General features: G+C 68.5%; 13 protein-coding genes. 6 read left to right on the top strand and 7 right to left on the bottom strand.

Annotation, left to right across the window (positions count from 1 at the left end; genetic code table 11):
* Window positions 1-42 precede the first annotated feature (42 nt).
* Window positions 43-2667: an alanine--tRNA ligase gene (alaS, locus tag RZR99_RS16580; protein WP_323120857.1), complete on the bottom strand. Its 2625-nt coding sequence runs from the start codon at window positions 2665-2667 to the stop codon at window positions 43-45.
* A gap of 346 nt (window positions 2668-3013) precedes the next feature.
* Between alaS and RZR99_RS16575 the strand changes: the two genes are divergently transcribed.
* Both RZR99_RS16575 and RZR99_RS16570 read left to right on the top strand, forming a co-directional pair.
* Complete coding sequence (locus tag RZR99_RS16575; RefSeq protein ID WP_323120856.1) at window positions 3014-4234, top strand: CaiB/BaiF CoA transferase family protein; 1221 nt, start codon at window positions 3014-3016, stop codon at window positions 4232-4234.
* A gap of 114 nt (window positions 4235-4348) precedes the next feature.
* Complete coding sequence (locus tag RZR99_RS16570; RefSeq protein ID WP_323120855.1) at window positions 4349-5173, top strand: hypothetical protein; 825 nt, start codon at window positions 4349-4351, stop codon at window positions 5171-5173.
* 145 nt (window positions 5174-5318) lie between these two features.
* Here the strand turns inward: RZR99_RS16570 and RZR99_RS16565 are convergent, their stop codons facing one another.
* Window positions 5319-5531 carry an ornithine acetyltransferase gene (locus RZR99_RS16565; protein ID WP_323120854.1) on the bottom strand — a complete coding sequence of 71 codons (213 nt, stop codon included), beginning with the start codon at window positions 5529-5531 and terminating at the stop codon, window positions 5319-5321.
* 255 nt (window positions 5532-5786) lie between these two features.
* Here RZR99_RS16565 and RZR99_RS16560 point away from each other — a divergent pair, with 255 nt between their 5' ends.
* Window positions 5787-7496: a glutamine--tRNA ligase/YqeY domain fusion protein gene (locus RZR99_RS16560; protein ID WP_323120853.1), complete on the top strand. Its 1710-nt coding sequence runs from the start codon at window positions 5787-5789 to the stop codon at window positions 7494-7496.
* 95 nt (window positions 7497-7591) lie between these two features.
* On the opposite strand, the gene RZR99_RS16555 is transcribed toward RZR99_RS16560, so the two are convergent.
* The 3 genes from RZR99_RS16555 to RZR99_RS16545 form a co-directional block, all read right to left on the bottom strand.
* Entirely contained in the window at window positions 7592-8056 is a 465-nt protein-coding gene (locus RZR99_RS16555) for an NUDIX hydrolase (protein ID WP_323120941.1), read from the bottom strand.
* 13 nt (window positions 8057-8069) lie between these two features.
* Window positions 8070-8456 carry a hypothetical protein gene (locus tag RZR99_RS16550; protein WP_323120852.1) on the bottom strand — a complete coding sequence of 129 codons (387 nt, stop codon included), beginning with the start codon at window positions 8454-8456 and terminating at the stop codon, window positions 8070-8072.
* 83 nt (window positions 8457-8539) lie between these two features.
* The gene (locus RZR99_RS16545; protein WP_323120851.1) at window positions 8540-9880 is read right to left on the bottom strand and encodes a cytochrome-c peroxidase; all 1341 of its coding nucleotides are present in this window, start codon (window positions 9878-9880) and stop codon (window positions 8540-8542) included.
* A gap of 237 nt (window positions 9881-10117) precedes the next feature.
* Here RZR99_RS16545 and RZR99_RS16540 point away from each other — a divergent pair, with 237 nt between their 5' ends.
* The 3 genes from RZR99_RS16540 to fabV all read left to right on the top strand — a co-directional run bounded on the left by RZR99_RS16540 (window position 10118) and on the right by fabV (window position 14461).
* On the top strand, window positions 10118-11701 hold the full coding sequence (locus tag RZR99_RS16540) for an acid phosphatase (protein WP_323120850.1): 1584 nt from the start codon (window positions 10118-10120) through the stop codon (window positions 11699-11701).
* A 367-nt stretch (window positions 11702-12068) separates the two neighbouring features.
* On the top strand, window positions 12069-13145 hold the full coding sequence (locus RZR99_RS16535) for an NAD(P)H-dependent flavin oxidoreductase (RefSeq protein WP_323120849.1): 1077 nt from the start codon (window positions 12069-12071) through the stop codon (window positions 13143-13145).
* A 125-nt stretch (window positions 13146-13270) separates the two neighbouring features.
* Complete coding sequence (fabV, locus tag RZR99_RS16530; RefSeq protein ID WP_323120848.1) at window positions 13271-14461, top strand: enoyl-ACP reductase FabV; 1191 nt, start codon at window positions 13271-13273, stop codon at window positions 14459-14461.
* A 103-nt stretch (window positions 14462-14564) separates the two neighbouring features.
* Here fabV and lpdA read toward each other — a convergent pair whose 3' ends face one another.
* Together lpdA and RZR99_RS16520 are read right to left on the bottom strand one after the other, a co-directional pair.
* On the bottom strand, window positions 14565-15971 hold the full coding sequence (lpdA, locus tag RZR99_RS16525; protein WP_323120847.1) for a dihydrolipoyl dehydrogenase: 1407 nt from the start codon (window positions 15969-15971) through the stop codon (window positions 14565-14567).
* A 2-nt stretch (window positions 15972-15973) separates the two neighbouring features.
* A complete protein-coding gene (locus RZR99_RS16520; RefSeq protein WP_323120846.1) occupies window positions 15974-17275 on the bottom strand; it encodes a dihydrolipoamide acetyltransferase family protein in 1302 nt (433 codons plus the stop codon).
* Between the last annotated feature and the right edge of the window lies 1 nt (window position 17276).

The raw sequence follows: 17276 nt of genomic DNA, 5'->3' as shown, positions 1-17276 counted from the left end.
ATCAGCGAACGCCGCACGCGAAGCGCGGCGCATCGCGACGCGTTACAGCAAACCTTCGACCCAGCCCTTCACGCCGGCCAGCGCCGCCGGAAGATTCGCCGGCTCGGTGCCGCCCGCCTGCGCCATGTCGGGCCGGCCGCCGCCCTTGCCGCCCACCTGCTGCGCGACGAAGTTGACGAGTTCGCCCGCCTTGACCTTCTTGCTCGCATCGGGCGTCACGCCCGCGATCAGGCTGACCTTGCCGCCGTCGACCGACGCCAGCACGATCGCCGCGCTCTTCAGCTTGTCCTTCAGCTTGTCGACCGTCTCGCGCAGCGTCTTCACGTCGGCGCCGTCGAGCGTGGCGGCCAGCACGTGCACGCCGCCGATCTCGACCGCCTGCTGCGCCAGTTCGTCGCCCTGGCTCGATGCGAGCTTCGACTTGAGCGCGCCCAGTTCCTTCTCGAGCGCCTTCACCTGCTCCTGCACCTGGCCGATCCGCTGCGTCAACTCCGACGGCTGCGCCTTCAGCGCGGCGGCCGCCGCGTTGATGCGCGCGTCGAGCTCCTGCACGTAGCGCACCGCGTTGTCGCCCGTGATCGCCTCGACCCGGCGGATGCCCGCCGCGACGCCGCCTTCCATCACGATCTTGAAGAAACCGATGTCGCCGGTGCGATGCACGTGGGTGCCGCCGCACAGTTCGCGCGAAAAGCCGAGATCGAGCACGCGCACTTCGTCGCCGTATTTCTCGCCGAACAGCGCCATCGCGCCGCCCTTCACCGCTTCGTCGTACGGCATCACGCGCACGATGCCCGGCGCGTTCGCCAGGACTTCCGCATTGACGATCGCCTCGACCCGGCGGATCTGGTCGTCGGTCAGCGGCGCGTTGTGCGCGAAGTCGAAACGGGTCTTGTCGGCATCGACGAGCGAGCCCTTCTGCTGCACGTGCGAGCCGAGCACTTCGCGCAGCGCCTTGTGCATCAGATGAGTGGCCGAGTGATTGCGGGCCGTGCGCGCGCGGCGCTCCGCATCGATCTCCGCCTTCACGACGTCGCCGACCTTCAGCACGCCCTGCTCGAGCGTGCCGTGGTGGCCGACCACGTCGGCCTGCACCTTCAGCGTATCGCCGACCGCGAACCGCACGGCCGCGTTGCCGAGCGTGCCCTGATCGCCCGCCTGGCCGCCCGACTCCGCGTAGAACGGCGTGTGGTCGAGCACGACGATCGCCTGCTGGCCGACCTTCACTTCGCCGACGGCCGAGCCTTCGACATACAGCGCGACGACCTTCGCATCGTCGAACGCCAGTTTTTCGTAGCCGTGGAACGTGGTTTTCGCGCCCGAGTACTCGAGACCCTGCGTCGCCTTGAACTTGCCGGCGGCGCGCGCCTGCTCCCGCTGACGCGCCATCGCGTCGTCGAACGCCGGCTCGTCGACCGTCACGCCGCGCTCGCGGCAGACATCGGCCGTCAGGTCGAGCGGGAAGCCGTAGGTGTCGTGCAGCTTGAACGCGAGTTCGCCGTCGAGCACCTTGCCGCCCTTCGCGTCGAGATCCGCCAGCGCCGCCTCGAGAATCGACATGCCGTGCTCGATGGTCTCGAAGAAACGCTCTTCCTCCTGGCGCAGCACGTCGGTGACGCGCGATTCCGCTTCCTTCAGCTCCGGATAGGCCGCGCCCATTTCCGAGACCAGGTCGGCGACCAGCTTGTGGAAGAACGCGCCCTTGCGGCCCAGCTTGTAGCCGTGGCGGATCGCGCGGCGCACGATCCGGCGCAGCACGTAGCCGCGGCCTTCGTTGCCCGGGATCACGCCGTCGACGATCAGGAACGAGCAGGCGCGGATGTGATCGGCGATCACCTTCAGCGAGTTGTTCTCGAGATCGGCGATGCCGGTTTCGCGCGCCGCCGCCTTGATGAGCGTCTGGAACAGATCGATCTCGTAGTTGCTGTGCACGTGCTGGAGCACCGCGGCGATCCGCTCGAGGCCCATGCCCGTGTCGATCGACGGCTTCGGCAGGCGCGTCATGTTGCCCTGCGCGTCGCGGTTGAACTGCATGAACACGAGATTCCAGATCTCGATGTAGCGGTCGCCGTCTTCGTCGGGAGACCCCGGCGGGCCGCCCCACACGTCCGGACCGTGGTCGTAGAAGATTTCCGAGCACGGGCCGCACGGCCCCGTGTCGCCCATCTGCCAGAAGTTGTCCGACGCGTAGCGCGCGCCCTTGTTGTCGCCGATGCGGATGATCCGCTCGGCCGGCACGCCGACTTCCTGCGCCCAGATGTCGTAGGCTTCGTCGTCGTCGTGATAGACGGTCACCCACAGCTTGTCCTTCGGCAGCTGATAGACGCTCGTCAGCAGCTCCCAGCTGTAGTGGATCGCGTCGCGCTTGAAGTAGTCGCCGAACGAGAAGTTGCCGAGCATCTCGAAGAACGTGTGGTGGCGCGCGGTGTACCCGACGTTTTCCAGATCGTTGTGCTTGCCGCCCGCGCGCACGCTGCGCTGCGAGGTCGTGGCGCGGGTATAGGGGCGCGACTCGGTGCCGAGGAACACGTCCTTGAACTGCACCATTCCCGAATTGGTGAACAGCAGCGTGGGGTCGTTGCCGGGCACGAGGCTCGACGAACGGACGATCGAATGGCCCTTCGATTCGAAGAACTTGAGGAATTTCTCGCGGATTTCGGCGGCTTTCATGGCGGGCGGGGACGGTCTGAGGCTGACTTTACGCGCCGCCGGCCCGGACGGGCGGCGGCGCAGGGTTCTGAAACGATCGATTATACGGGATAGATCCCCGCCCGCGTCCGGCCCGCCGCGCGGCCGGACGCCGGGGGATTGTCGCGGCCGGGCGGCGCCCCGCGCGCCGCCCGGCCGGCGCGCGGCCTTCTCCTGCGGCGTGTGCCCCGCGAGATGCCCGCGCCCCGCGCCGGACGCGGCGGAATCGCTTTAAGATGCAGCCATCCCTGCCCGCGCGGCAGCGCCCGCCCCGTCGCCCGGGACGCGCCCGCGCGACGGCCAACACCAACGAGGAGACAGATCGAAGATGGGTGCCTTGAGTCATATCCGCGTGCTGGATCTCAGCCGCGTGCTCGCCGGTCCGTGGTGCGCGCAAACGCTCGCCGATTTCGGCGCCGACGTCATCAAGATCGAACGGCCCGGCGCGGGCGACGACACCCGCCACTGGGGGCCTCCATACCTGAAGGCGCCGGACGGCACGGACACCCGGGAAGCGGCCTACTACCTCGCGGCGAACCGCAACAAGCGCTCGGTGACGGTCGACATCGCGACGCCCGAGGGCCAGCGGATCATCCGGGAGCTGGCCGCGCAAAGCGACGTCGTGCTGGAGAATTACAAGGCGGGCCAGTTGAGCAAGTACGGGCTCGACTACGCGTCGCTGCGGGAAGTGAAGCCGGATCTCGTGTACTGCTCGGTGACGGGCTTCGGCCAGACCGGCCCGTACGCGCACCGCGCCGGCTACGACTTCATCGTGCAGGGCCTGGGCGGCTTCATGAGCATCACCGGCGAACGCGACGATCAGCCGGGCGGCGGCCCGCAGAAGGCCGGCGTCGCGATCGCCGATCTCACGACCGGGCTCTACGCGACGATCGCGATCCTGTCCGCGCTCGCGCACCGCGACCGCACGGGCGAAGGCCAGTACATCGACATGGCGCTGCTCGACGTCCAGGTCGCGCTGCTCGCGAACATGAATACCAACTACCTCGCGAGCGGCGCGCCGCCCGCGCGCTGGGGCAACGCGCACCCGAACATCGTGCCGTACCAGACCTTCCAGACGAGCGACGGCTGGATCATCGTCGCGGTCGGCAACGACGGGCAGTTCCGCAAGTTCGTCGAGGCGGGCGGCCGCGCCGAACTCGCGGACGACGAGCGCTTCTCGACCAATCCGGCACGGGTGCGGCATCGCGACACGCTGGTGCCGATCCTCTCGGAGATGACCCGGACCCGCGGCAAGCGCGCGTGGATCGACGCGCTGGAAGTGGCCGGCGTGCCGTGCGGGCCGATCAACACGCTCGACGAAGTGTTCGACAACGAGCAGGTGGTCGCGCGCGGGATGGAGATCGAGCTGCCGCATCCGAGCGGCGCGAACGTGAAGCTCGTGCGCAATCCGGTCCGCATGAGCAGGACGCCGCCCGAGGCGAAGAGCGCGCCGCCGCTGCTGGGCGAACATACCGACGCGGTCTTGCGCGACGTGCTCGGCTATGACGACACCGCGATCGCCGCGTTGCGCGAGAAGCAGGCGATCTGATCCGGACGCCGCATGACGCGGCCGCGCGGGCCGCGCGGCCCGCGTCGGCCGCCGACATCGCGAGGTCATGCCCGCGCGGTACATATCGCCCCTCATTCCCCATCGAGGATCCTCATGTCGTCGCGCCGCACCTTCCTGCTCTCCACCTCCACCGCCGCCACGCTGCCGCTGCTGAGCGCTGCGCTTTCCGCCTGCGGCACGAGCGATGCCGCCGCACCCGACGGCCCCGCCGTGTCCGACGCCGAACTGAAGCGGCAGATGACGGGCAAGCTGACGGCCGAACTCGGCGACGCGGCCGTTGCGGGCACCGTCATGCCGTATCTGCTCGATGTCGGCTTCACGTGGGATTTGCCGACGATGCCGGCCGCGCAGGCCGACCGCATCGTCGCGTACGGCTTCGGCAACCGCCCGAATGCCGCGAGCGGCAACACGCCGAGCAATCCGGGCGGCCCGCATCAGGCCGCGCTGCCCGATCCGGGGCCGGTCAACGAAGCGCTCGCCGACGCGGTGTACCGGATCTACCAGATGAAGCCGGTCAAGGTCTACGCACAGTGGGAGATCGCCCGCTTCCTCGTGTCGAAATACGGGCTGCGGAACCTGCACTCGATCGAACCCGTGATCGCCGGCGACGGCTCGGTCAGCTACCTGAGCACGGACGGCGTCGCCGCCGCGATCGTCGCGCTCGAGGGCAGCGGCGCCGCGCTGGGCAACGTGGCCGTCGTCGGTCATCGGGATCATGCGAAGCGCTGCATCCAGACTTCGCAGGCGCGCGGCATGAATGCGCGCGCGGTGCAGGAGGTCGCGCTGCCGTCGGTCTACGATCCGCAATCGGGCCAGGCCTGGACGCGGCGGCGCGACCTGTATCTGGTGCACGACATGTATGCGCAGCTCGCGACCCTGCGCGCGAACCTGATCGCGGCCGCCTACCCGAACGGCTGACGCGAGGCAAAGCCCCGGCGGCCGGAACCGCCGCGGCCCGGGCCGCGGCAGGCGCCACACGCGATGCGCGCGGTCCATCCGTCCGCGCGGCCGCCCGGCTCCGCCGGGACTCGCCGTTTGGCGGTTCTCCTTCGCCCGCCGCGCGTCAGCGCGCGGTACCCGCGCCGATCAACCCGCCCGCCGCCGCGCCGGCCACCGTGCCGAGCGGGCCGCCCGTCACGAGGTAGCCGAGCGCGCCGCCGGCGGCGGCGCCGATTCCGGCATTGCGCTGGGTATGCGTCATCGCGCACGCGCCGAGGCTGGAAACCGCGACGACGATGACAGCGGCACGGACGAGAAAGCGGGGGGTCTGGGTCATGATTCAACTGCCTTGAAATGCCCGCCGCGCATGGCACAGCGCGGACGGTACGGGATCTGTGAGCGCATCTTAAAAAAACCGCCGGCGCCCGGCAAAACGATTTACCTCCGGTTACAGCGGATCCAGGTCCGGCCCGGACGAGCTGTCCGCACCGCCCCGTCAAGGGATCGCGCGCCTCAGGAGCGGCTTGCGTCAGGTAGAATTGACGGATTAATGCGCCGCAGCACGCGCCACCACCCTACTTTCCCTTTCCGCATGAGCACCGAACACAACGACGCCCCCGCGGCATCCAATTTCATCCGCAACATCATCGACGACGACAACCGCACCGGCAAATGGGGCGGCCGCGTCGAGACGCGCTTTCCGCCGGAGCCCAACGGCTACCTGCACATCGGCCATGCGAAGAGCATCTGCCTGAATTTCAGCGTCGCGCGCGACTACGGCGGCGTCTGCCACCTGCGCTTCGACGACACCAATCCGGAAAAGGAAAGCGTCGAGTACGTCGACTCGATCGTCGACGCGGTCCGCTGGCTCGGCTTCGACTGGCAAAAGAACGCGGTCGACCATCAATACTTCGCGAGCGACTACTACGACAGGCTGTACGAGTACGCCGAGCTGCTGATCCAGCGCGGCAGCGCCTACGTCGACAGCCAGAGCGCCGACGAAATGCGCGCGAACCGCGGCTCGCTCACCGAGCCGGGCAAGCCGTCGCCGTTCCGCGACCGCACGCCGGAGGAAAACCTCGACCTGTTCCGCCGGATGAAGGCAGGCGAGTTCAAGGAAGGCGAGCACGTGCTGCGCGCGAAGATCGACATGGGTTCGCCGAACATGAACATGCGCGACCCGGTGATCTACCGGATCCGCTTCGCGCATCATTACCGGACGGGCGATGCGTGGTGCGTGTATCCGATGTACGACTACACGCACTGCATTTCGGATGCGATGGAAAACATCACCCATTCGCTGTGCACGCTCGAATTCGAGGATCACCGCCCGCTGTACGACTGGGTACTGAACCAGCTCGCCGACGCCGGCATCTTCACCCGCCCGTTGCCGCAGCAGATCGAATTCTCGCGTCTGAACCTGACCTACGCGATCACCAGCAAGCGCAAGCTGCTGCAGCTCGTCACCGAGCAGCACGTGGACGGCTGGGACGATCCGCGCATGCCGACCATCGTCGGCGTGCGCCGCCGCGGCTTCACGCCGGAAAGCATCCGCCTGTTCTGCGAGCGGATCGGTGTCACGAAGATCGATTCGTGGATCGACATGAGCGTGTTCGAAGGCGCGCTGCGCGACGATCTCGACGCGAAGGCGCCGCGCACGGCCGCCGTGCTCGATCCGCTCAAGCTGATCATCGACAACTACCCGGAAGGCCAGTCGGAAGAATGCACGGCGCCCGTGCATCCGCATCATCCGGAACGCGGCCTGCGCACGTTCCCGCTGTCGCGCGAACTGTGGATCGAGCGCGACGATTTCACCGAAGCGCCGCCGAAGGGCTATTTCCGCCTGTTCCCCGGCAACAAGGTGCGGCTGCGCTACGGCTACGTGGTCGAATGCACCGGCGTGGACAAGGATGCGGACGGCAACGTCACGGCCGTCCACTGCAACTACTTCCCGGACAGCAAGTCGGGCACCGAAGGCGCGAACACCTACAAGGTGAAGGGCAACATCCACTGGGTCAGCGCGCCGCACGCGTGCCCGGCCGAAGTGCGGATCTACGATCGCCTGTTCAAGGAACCGAACCCGGATGCGGGCGGCCGCAACTTCCTCGAAGCGCTGAACCCCGATTCGAAGAAGATCGTCCAGGCATACCTCGAACCCGGCGCACGCGATGCCGAGCCGGAAGCGCACTACCAGTTCGAGCGCCACGGCTACTTCGTCGCCGACCGCTACGACTCGAAACCGGGTCAACCGGTGTTCAACCGCATCGTCGGCCTGCGCGACAGCTGGGGCAAGCCCGCGTAACGCGGTCCGCACGGCTCGCACACGAAAAAATGCCCGGCTTTCCAAGCCGGGCATTTTTGTATCGGCTCACCGGTCGCAGCCGGCGCGCGCCGCACTCACGCAGGCAAAGACCGATGCAGATCGGCCAGCGGCAGCGTCGTGCGAAACAGCCGCGCGAGACTCCGGCTCGCGTACTGGTCGACCTCGGCGGGCGCCGTCCAGCGGTAGTCGTCCATCTCGGGAATCATCGTGCCGTCGGTGCGGCGCGGGAACATCGACGTGCAGATGCAACGCGACAGGTCCCACTCGGCTTCGGCCGCGCGCGCGGCGAACAGATGAAGATCCTTGTCGGGGCGGTACAGGAACACCCCGAGATCGGTCAGCCGGTCGGGCGCGAGCGTGATGCCGGTCTCCTCGACCAGTTCGCGCAACGCCGCCTGCTGCGCCGTTTCGCCGGGCTCGCCCTGGCCTTTCGGGATATCCCAATGGGTCGTTTCGGTCGCATGCGCCAGCAGCACCCGACCGTCCCCATCCAGAATCACGACCCCGCACGAGATCGTGCGCGGCCCACGGCTGCGCATCACGCGCCCGGCATCAGCGCTTCTGCAGCGCCCACTTGCCGGACGCCGACTTGCAGAACACCGGCTTGAGCGTCATCGACTGCCCTTTCGCGGTGAGCTCGACGACGATCTCGCGGCACGCGCGTCCGTTGTCGTCGGAGCTGGTCGGCGTGAGCTTCGCGGCGATCGGCGTAGCGTGCCCGTCGTTCTGCCAGTCGACGGTTTCGCCGTCCTTGCCTTCGTCGCGCACCTTCTGCACGGCCTTCGTCAGCGACGCCGTATCGGCCTTGCTCATATAGCTGAGCGGCGTGTCGTTCAGGAAGCCGAGGTTGTTCTGCGCATGCGCGGCGCACGCGCCGGCAACCAGCGCGGCGCCGGCCAGCACGCGCGTCAGGACGGGAAAGGAAGCTCGCATCGACATCGTCTGTTCTCCTTGAAAGCGATCGGACTTCCGCGCGGCACACCGCGCGGGCGATAGCGTTCGAGCATAGCACGCCGCCCCGCTCAACGCGCCGGAGCGGGCGCGGCGGGCTGATAACCGTCGGTGAGCGTCTGCAAGAAGGCGATCACATCCTTGATTTCCGCTTCGTTCAGCGCGGGGGGCTCGCCGCGCTTGCGATCGAACGGCGCTTCGGCGTTGAGGTTGCCCCAGTACTGCTTCGGCAGATCGTCGAACTTCTGCACGACGCCGTGCTTCACCGGATAGAACTTCTCCGGGTTCGTGTCGCGCTCCACATAGAAATGCATCACTTCTTCCAGCGTGTGATAGATGCCGTTGTGGAAGAAGGTCTTGCGCAGCGCGACGTTGCGCAGCGTCGGTGTGCGGAACAGCCCGCAGAATTCGTCGCGGCCCTTCAGGTCCTTCCGTTCGGGTCCGCACGCGCCGAGATCGTAGAACTTCGGATCGCGATTGACCGCCAGCGCGCGATTGCGCGGCACGCCGATCGCGATCAGCCCGAAATCGCTGAACTGCGGCGGCGTGCCGTCGAGCGCCCGCTGGCTCAGGTGACAGCTCGCGCAGTTGCCCTTCTTCTCGTCGTTGAACAGTTGCAGGCCGCGCAGTTCGGCGGGCGTCAGTCGGGCGCGGCCCGCGAGGTACGCATCGTATTTGCTGGTGTACGGGTAGAACACCTCGGGGGTCTGCTCGAACGTGCCGAACGCCTGCAGTACCGCCTTGAACGTCGCGTCGTCGTCGTCGAAGACGTGCGCGCCGAACGCCGCGCGGAATTCATCCGCGTAGGGCGCGGCCCGCACCGCGCGCGCGACCTTCGCCGGCGTGCTGTTCATCTCGAACGACGACGTGAGCGGAATGCGCGCCTGCTCCGCGCCGCTGTCGACGCGGCCGTCCCACGTGAGACCGCCCGTCGGGCCGTTATCGACGCTCTCGTCGCCTTCGTCGTCGGAGTCGTGATAGTGCTCGCTGAACGCGGGCACCGACTGCAGGTACTTGAGCGTCGGCGCCGCGCGAAAGCCCTGCTGATGCATGTCGTCGCCGCCGAGCTGCACGGACAGCGCATTGGGCGGCCCGAACCCGTGATCCGGGCTGTGACACGAAACGCAAGCTAACTTACCGGAGCCCGACAGCGACGGGTCGAAGAACATCGCCTTGCCGAGCGCCGTCATCCGCTTCACGCCCTCGTACACCTGCGCCCGCGTTTGCGGCTGGCCGTTCGCGACGGCGGGCGCGCTCGCGGCCGCAGCGGCCGGGGCGACGGCCGTCGCGGCAGGCCCGTGCGAATCGCAGCCAGCCAGCCCGGCCGCAGTCGTCAGCGCCGCGAGCAGGCTCAGCGCGCCCCATGTCGTTCGGGTCCAGGTCGGGTACGGCGGCAGAAGGCTGCGCATCATCGGTTCGGCGAGATTGAATGGAGAGAGGCGCGAGCGTATGTCAGGCGCATGTCATTTCCATGACGGCATGACTGATAGCTATTCGAAAGCTCCACTACATTCCGCTGTCAAACGGTCCTTACATAATTCGCGCAGCCGGCTGTCAGATGACGTTCAAATAGCGTTCGGAATGCGTTCAACCGCATGCGCGCGCCGGTCCCTCAGTACCAGTACATCGTGCGACAAGAGAGAAAACGAATGAACAAGACTTGGATCCGCGTCACGCCTATCGCGTTGGCCGCGGCTATCGGCCTGAGCGCATGCGGCGGGGATGACATTGCGTCACCGGGCCTGGCGGCGGTGAAGAATGTCGTGGTGATCTACGCCGAAAACCGCAGCTTCGACAACCTCTACGGCAACTTCCCCGGCGCGAACGGGATGCAGAACGTCACGGCGGCGAACGCGCAGCAGCTCGACCGCAACGGCGCGCCGCTCGCGACGCTGCCGAAGATCTGGAACGGCCTGACCGCGACGGGCGTCACGCCCGCGGTGACGGAAGCGATGACGGCGAACCTGCCGAACGCGCCGTTCGCGATCGACGATCCGAAAGGCTTCAACACGGCGATGAACGTCACGACGCGCGATCTCTACCATCGGTTCTACGAGAACCAGATGCAGATCAACGGCGGCAAGAACAACATGTTCGCCGCGTGGGCCGATTCGGGCGGCCTCGTGATGGGCCGCTACCTGACCGACGCGTCGAAGCTGCCGCTGTGGAAAATCGCGCAGCAGTACACGCTCGCGGACAACTTCTTCATGGGCGCCTTCGGCGGCTCGTTCCTGAATCACCAGTACCTGATCTGCGCGTGCGCGCCGTTCTACGCGAATGCCGACAAGAGCCCGGCGGCCGGTTCGATCGCGGTGCTGAACGCCGACGGCGTATCGCTCAAGACAGCAACCAATTCGCCCGCGTCGGCGCAAAGCGGCCCGCCGAAGTACGTGAACTCCGGCAACCTCACGCCCGACTTCTACGCGATCAACACGATGCAGCCGCCGTATCAGCCGAGCGGCAACAAGGCGCCCGCGAGCGGCGACGCGACGCTCGCCGATCCGGCCGCCGCGACGACCATGCCGCCGCAGACGCAACAGAACATCGGCGACCTGCTGACCGGCGCGAACGTCAGCTGGGCGTGGTACGGCGGCGCGTGGAACCAGGCGCTGCAGGCGGCGCAAAGCGGCACGTCGGGCGTGATCTACGGTCCGAACATGACGGCGCCGAACTTCCAGCCGCACCACCAGCCGTTCAACTACTACGCCAATCAGGCGCCGGGTTCGGCGAGCCGCGGGCAGCATCTGCTCGACGGCGGCGTCAACGGTGCCGAGTTCATCAAGGCAATCGACGCGGGCACCTTGCCGCAGGTCGCGTTCTACAAGCCGCAGGGCAACCTGAACGAGCATGCCGGCTACACCGACGTCGCGTCGGGCGACCAGCACATCGCCGACCTGATCTCGCATCTGCAGAAGAGCCCGCAGTGGAAGAACATGGTGGTCGTCGTGACCTATGACGAAAACGGCGGGTTCTGGGACCACGTCGCGCCGCCGAAGGGCGACCGCTGGGGCCCCGGCACGCGGATTCCGGCGCTCATCGTCTCGCCGTTCTCGAAAACGGGCTTCGTCGATCACACGCCGTACGACACCGCGTCGATCCTGCGCTTCATCACGCGCCGCTTCTCGCTGCCGCGCCTCGCCGGCCTCAAGCAGCGCGACGACGCACTCGTCGCCAACGGCGGCAAGCCGATGGGCGACTTGACCAACGCGCTCAACCTGTCGACGGGTCAATAAGCGCACACCGGGCAACACGACAATACCGAGCAGGATTTCGCAGGGCGGCCTTGGCCGCCCTTTTTTGCATGGGAGGCCGGCGCGCGCGCCGGATAGCCGGCTCGCCCGCCGCCGCCCCGCTCTCGGTGCAGGAGGCGGACGGTTCATAAAATTCATATCAACCACATGTTTCGTCGGCGACGTGTATCGTGTCGACTGCGCGCCGTGTCCGAAAGATGCCAGGCGACGCTGCCTGAACCCGCGCAGGCGATACCGTTGCCGGACCCGGCATCCGCATCGCGTCATCGCGGCGCCGATCGCCGGCGATTCGCCACCCGCCCGGCATTCCGCCGTCCGTCACCGCTCACCCCGCAAAGGATCCGCTCCCATGCCCCGCCCGCTCTCCACGCCCTTGACCCGGCAACTCGGCATCGAACTGCCCATCGTGCAGGGTCCGATGAACGGCGGCTCGCCGCCCGACATGGTGATCGCAGTCGCCAACGCCGGCGCACTCGGCTCGCTCGCCGCGGCCGCGCTCGGCCCCGATGCGATCCGCGCGCAAGTCGCCGCGATTCGCGCCGGCACGTCGAAGCCGTTCAACGTCAACCTGTTCGTACTCGACACGCCCGCGCCGAGCGACGACGAGATCCGCCGCGCGCTCGACCGGCTGCAGCCGGTCCGCGCAGCGCTCGGGCTCGAACCGGGCCGGCCGCTCGAACGCTATTGCGAGGATTTCCGCCAACAACTCGACGCATTGATCGAGCTCGAGGTTCCGGTCGCGAGCTTCACGTTCGGCCTGCTCGATGCGCCGTCGATCGAACGCCTGCACCGGGCGGGCAGCCTCGTGGTCGGCACGGCGACCAACGTCGCGGAAGCGCTCGCGTGGGAGGCGAACGGCGCCGACGTCATCTGCGCGCAGGGCGCCGAGGCCGGCGGCCATCGCGGCACCTTCCTCGGTCATCCCGACGCGAGCATGATCGGCACGCTCGCGCTGGTCCCGCAGATCGTCGATGCCGTATCGCGGCCGGTGATCGCGGCGGGCGGCATCATGGACGGACGCGGCATCGCCGCCGCGCTGACGCTCGGCGCGCAGGCCGCGCAACTCGGCACCGCGTTCCTGACCAGCGCCGAATCGCCCATCCACCCGGCATGGCAGGCGCAGATCCGAGGCGCGGCCGACACCTCGACGCGCACCACCCGCGCCTTCACCGGGCGCCCCGCGCGCGGCATCGTCAACGACTACATGCGGCACATGGCCGCGCACGAGCAGGACGTGCCCGCCTATCCGGTACAGAACGCGTTGACGCTGGAGATCAGGAAGGCGGCCGGCGCGGCCAACCGGCCCGATTTCATCTCGCTGTGGGCGGGACAGGCCGCGGGCATGAGCGGACGACGCGCCGCGCGGATTCCCGCCGCCGCGCTGGTCCAGGATCTGGCCGACGAAACGCGCGACGCGTTCGGTTGAAGCACGGCGGCGGCGAACCGCGTCCGGCGCGAGCCGCCGCAAGGTCGGGCGGTCGGCGCCTCCATTAGAATGCTCGCAGTTTTGCCCGCCGGCGGTCTGGCGGGCCTCTCTTCTGCGAGGCTTTCATGATCATCAAACCGCGCGTGCGCGGCTTCATCTGCGTGACCACGCACCCCGCCGGATGCGCGGCGAACGTCAACGAACAGATCGATTACGTTCGCGCCCGCGCGCCGCTCGTCAACGGTCCGAAGAAGGTGCTGGTGATCGGCGCATCGACGGGGTACGGCCTTGCCGCGCGAATCAGCGCGGCGTTCGGCAGCGGCGCGGCGACGCTCGGCGTGTTCTTCGAGCGGCCCGGCGCCGACGGCAAGACAGGCACGCCCGGCTGGTACAACACGGCGGCGTTCGAGCGACAGGCGGACGCGGCCGGCCTGTACGCGGCCAGCCTCAACGGCGACGCGTTCTCCGACGAGATCAAGCAGAAAACCATCGACACGATCCGGCGCGACCTCGGCGAGGTCGACCTGGTCGTCTACAGTCTCGCCGCCCCCCGCCGCACCCACCCGAAGACCGGCGAGACCTTCTCGTCGACGCTCAAGCCGGTCGGCCGTGCGGTCAGCCTGCGCGGCCTCGACACCGATCGCGAAACGCTCAAGGACACGCTGCTGGAACCCGCGACGCAGCAGGAGATCGACAGCACCGTCGCGGTAATGGGCGGCGAGGACTGGCAGATGTGGATCGACGCGCTGCTCGACGCCGGCGTGCTCGCCGACGGTGCGCGGACCACGGCGTTCACCTACCTCGGCGAGAAGATCACGCACGACATCTACTGGAACGGTTCGATCGGCGCGGCCAAGCAGGATCTCGACCGCAAGGTGCTCGACATGCGCGGCAAACTCGCCGCGCGCGGCGGCGACGCGCGGGTCGCGGTACTGAAGGCGGTCGTCACGCAGGCCAGTTCCGCGATCCCGATGATGCCGCTCTATCTGTCGCTGTTGTTCAAGGTGATGAAGGCGCGCGGCACGCACGAAGGCTGTATCGAGCAGGTGCACGGCCTGTTCGCGGAGAGCCTGTACGGGGATGCGCCGCATCTGGACGCGGAAGGCCGCCTGCGCGCCGACTACAAGGAACTCGACCCGGACGTGCAGGCGCAGGTCCAGGCGCTATGGCGCCAGGTGACGGACGACACGCTCCACGAACTGACGGATTTCGCCGGCTACAAGCACGAATTCCTGCGGTTGTTCGGTTTCGAGATCGCGGGCGTCGATTACGACGCCGACGTCGAGACGGATGTGCCGATTCCGCATCTGGTTTGAGCCGGGGGCGTGGATGGGTAGCAGTGCGGGAGCGCGCCGCCCCACCCAGCCGCCGCCCGCCAATCCGGCGGCGGCCGGCACGCTTCCCCCTCCTCAACCCCTCTCAGATGTGCAGCGCGTGCCCGAGCGCGCGCAGCGCGGCTTCCTGCACGGCTTCGCCGAGCGTCGGATGCGCATGGATCGTGCCGCCGATGTCCTCGAGCCGCACGCCCATCTCCAGCGATTGCGAGAACGCGGCCGCCAGTTCCGACACGCCGCGCCCGACCGCCTGCCAGCCGACCACCACGTGCGTGTCGCGCCGCGCGACGACGCGCACGAAGCCGTCCGTCGCATCGAGCGTCATCGCGCGGCCGTTCGCCGCGAATGGAAACGACGCGCTGATGCAGTCGGCGCCCGCCGCCTCGGCCTCCGCCGGCGACCAGCCGGCCGTCACGATCTCCGGATCGGTGAAGCACACCGCCGGGATCGCGGCGGGGACGAACTGCCGGCGCCGGCCGGCAATCAGCTCCGCGACCATTTCGCCCTGCGCCATCGCGCGATGCGCGAGCATCGGTTCGCCCACCAGGTCGCCGATGGCCCACACGTCGCGCATCGACGTGCGGCACCGGTCGTCGACCTTCAGCGCGCGGCCGTCCCGCTCCAGCGGCAAATTTTCGAGCCCCCAGCCGTCGAGACGCGGACGGCGGCCGACCGCGACGAGCACCCGGTCCGCCGGCAGCGTCCGCTCGGCGCCGTCGGCCGCTCGAATGCGCACCGCGGCCCCTTCCGCGTCGAGCCCGAGTACCGTATGGCCGAGCCAGGTCCGCACCCCGAGCCGGGCGAGCGCGTCGGCCACCGGCTTCACCAGTTCGGCGTCGTACGCGGGCAGGATCCGCTCCGCGGCCTCCACCACGTCGACCTCGACACCCAGCTTGCGGTAGACGGTGCCGAGTTCGAGACCGATGTAGCCCGCGCCGACCACCACGAGCCGCTGCGGCAGCGTACGCGGCGACAGCGCGCCGGTCGACGACACCACCGGTCCGCCGAACGGCATCGACGGCAGTTCGACCGGCTCGGAGCCGGCCGCGAGCAGCAGGTGCTCGCAGCGGATCCGCGTCGACGCCTGCTGCGCGCCGTCGGCGAACACGTCCACCGTCTTGCCGTCGACCACGCGCGCGTCGCCGTGCACGACCCGCACGCCGTGCTTCTTCAGCAGCGCGCCGACGCCGCGCGTCAGGCGCTCGACGATGCCGTCCTTCCACGCGACGCTCTGCGCAAGGTCGAGCGTCGGCGCGCCGGCACGGATGCCGAGCGGCGAACCGTTCGCGTGCCCGCGCGCTTCATCGAACGCGTCGGCGACGTGAATCAGCGCCTTCGACGGAATGCAGCCGATGTTGAGACACGTCCCGCCGAGCCGCTCGCGCTCGACCAGCACGGTCGGAATGCCGCGCTGCCCGGCACGGATCGCCGCGACATAGCCGCCCGGGCCGCCGCCGATCACGAGCAGCGTCGTTTGCTCCATTTGACTCATGCTTACTCCGTAAACAACAGCGCGGGCTGTTCGAGCAGCCCGCGAACCGCCTGAATGAATTCGGCCGCATCCATCCCGTCGACGACGCGATGGTCGAACGACGACGACAGATTCATCAGCTTGCGCGTCGCGAGCGCGCCGGCGACGATGGCGGGCCGCTCGACGATCCGGTTCACGCCGACGATGCCGACCTCCGGATGATTGATCACCGGCGTCGACACGATGCCGCCGAGCGCGCCGAGACTCGAGATCGTGATCGTCGAGCCGGTCAGCTCGTCGCGCTGCGCGCGGTTCGAGCGCACCGCCTCCGCGAGCCGGCCGATCTCGGCCGCGATCGCCCAGACGTCGCGCGCCTCCGCGTGGCGCAGCACCGGGACGGTGAGCCCCGCTTCGGTCTGGGTCGCCACGCCGACATGTACCGCACCGTAGCGGGTCACCACCCCGGCTTCGTCGTCAAAACGCGCATTGATCTGCGGGAAATCGCGCAGCGCGATCACCATCGCGCGGATCAGGAGCGGCAGCAGCGTCAGCTTGCCGCGCGCCTCGCCATGCCGGCGGTTGAGCGCCGCGCGCAGCGCTTCGAGTTCGGTCACGTCGATTTCCTCGACGTAGCTGAAATGCGGAATGCGCCGCTTCGCTTCCTGCATCTTGCGTGCGATCGAACGGCGCAGGCCGATCACCGGCACCGCGGTCTCGTCGGTGCGCGCCGCATAGCCGGACCCAGACTGCACGCCCGCCGCCGCGCCCGGCTGGCCGTTCGCGTACGCGTCGAGATCCGCATGCTCGATCCGCCCCGCGTCGCCCGTGCCGTGCACGTAGCGCAGCTCGATGCCGAGATCCCACGCGCGCTTGCGCACCGCGGGCGACGCGAGCGGCCGCTCGCCGGCGGCGCGCACCGGGCGCGCGGACGACGGTTCGCGGCGCGCGACGGCAACGGGCGCCGGTTCGGGCGCGCGCGGCGCAACGGCGGCCGGCACGGGACCGGCGACATGCGGCACAACGGCCGGCGGCTCCTTTCGCGCGGCCGCCACACCCGCCGCGCCCGGCTTCAGGTTGCCTTCGCCGTCGACTTCCAGCCGGATCAGCTCGCTGCCCACCGCCATCACTTCGCCGAGCCGGCCGCCGAGCGCGAGCACCTTGCCCGAGACCGGCGACGGAATCTCGACCGACGCCTTGTCGGTCATCACGTCCGCGAGCGGCTGATCCTCCTTGATCGTCTGGCCGACTTCCACGTGCCAGGCCACGAGTTCGACCTCGGCAATCCCTTCGCCGATGTCCGGCATCTTGATCACATGCACGCCCATG

Source organism: Burkholderia alba (genome assembly GCF_034721475.1).
In the GTDB taxonomy this organism is placed as follows: Bacteria; Pseudomonadota; Gammaproteobacteria; order Burkholderiales; family Burkholderiaceae; genus Burkholderia; species Burkholderia alba.
This window is presented reverse-complemented; position numbering and strand designations above follow the sequence as displayed.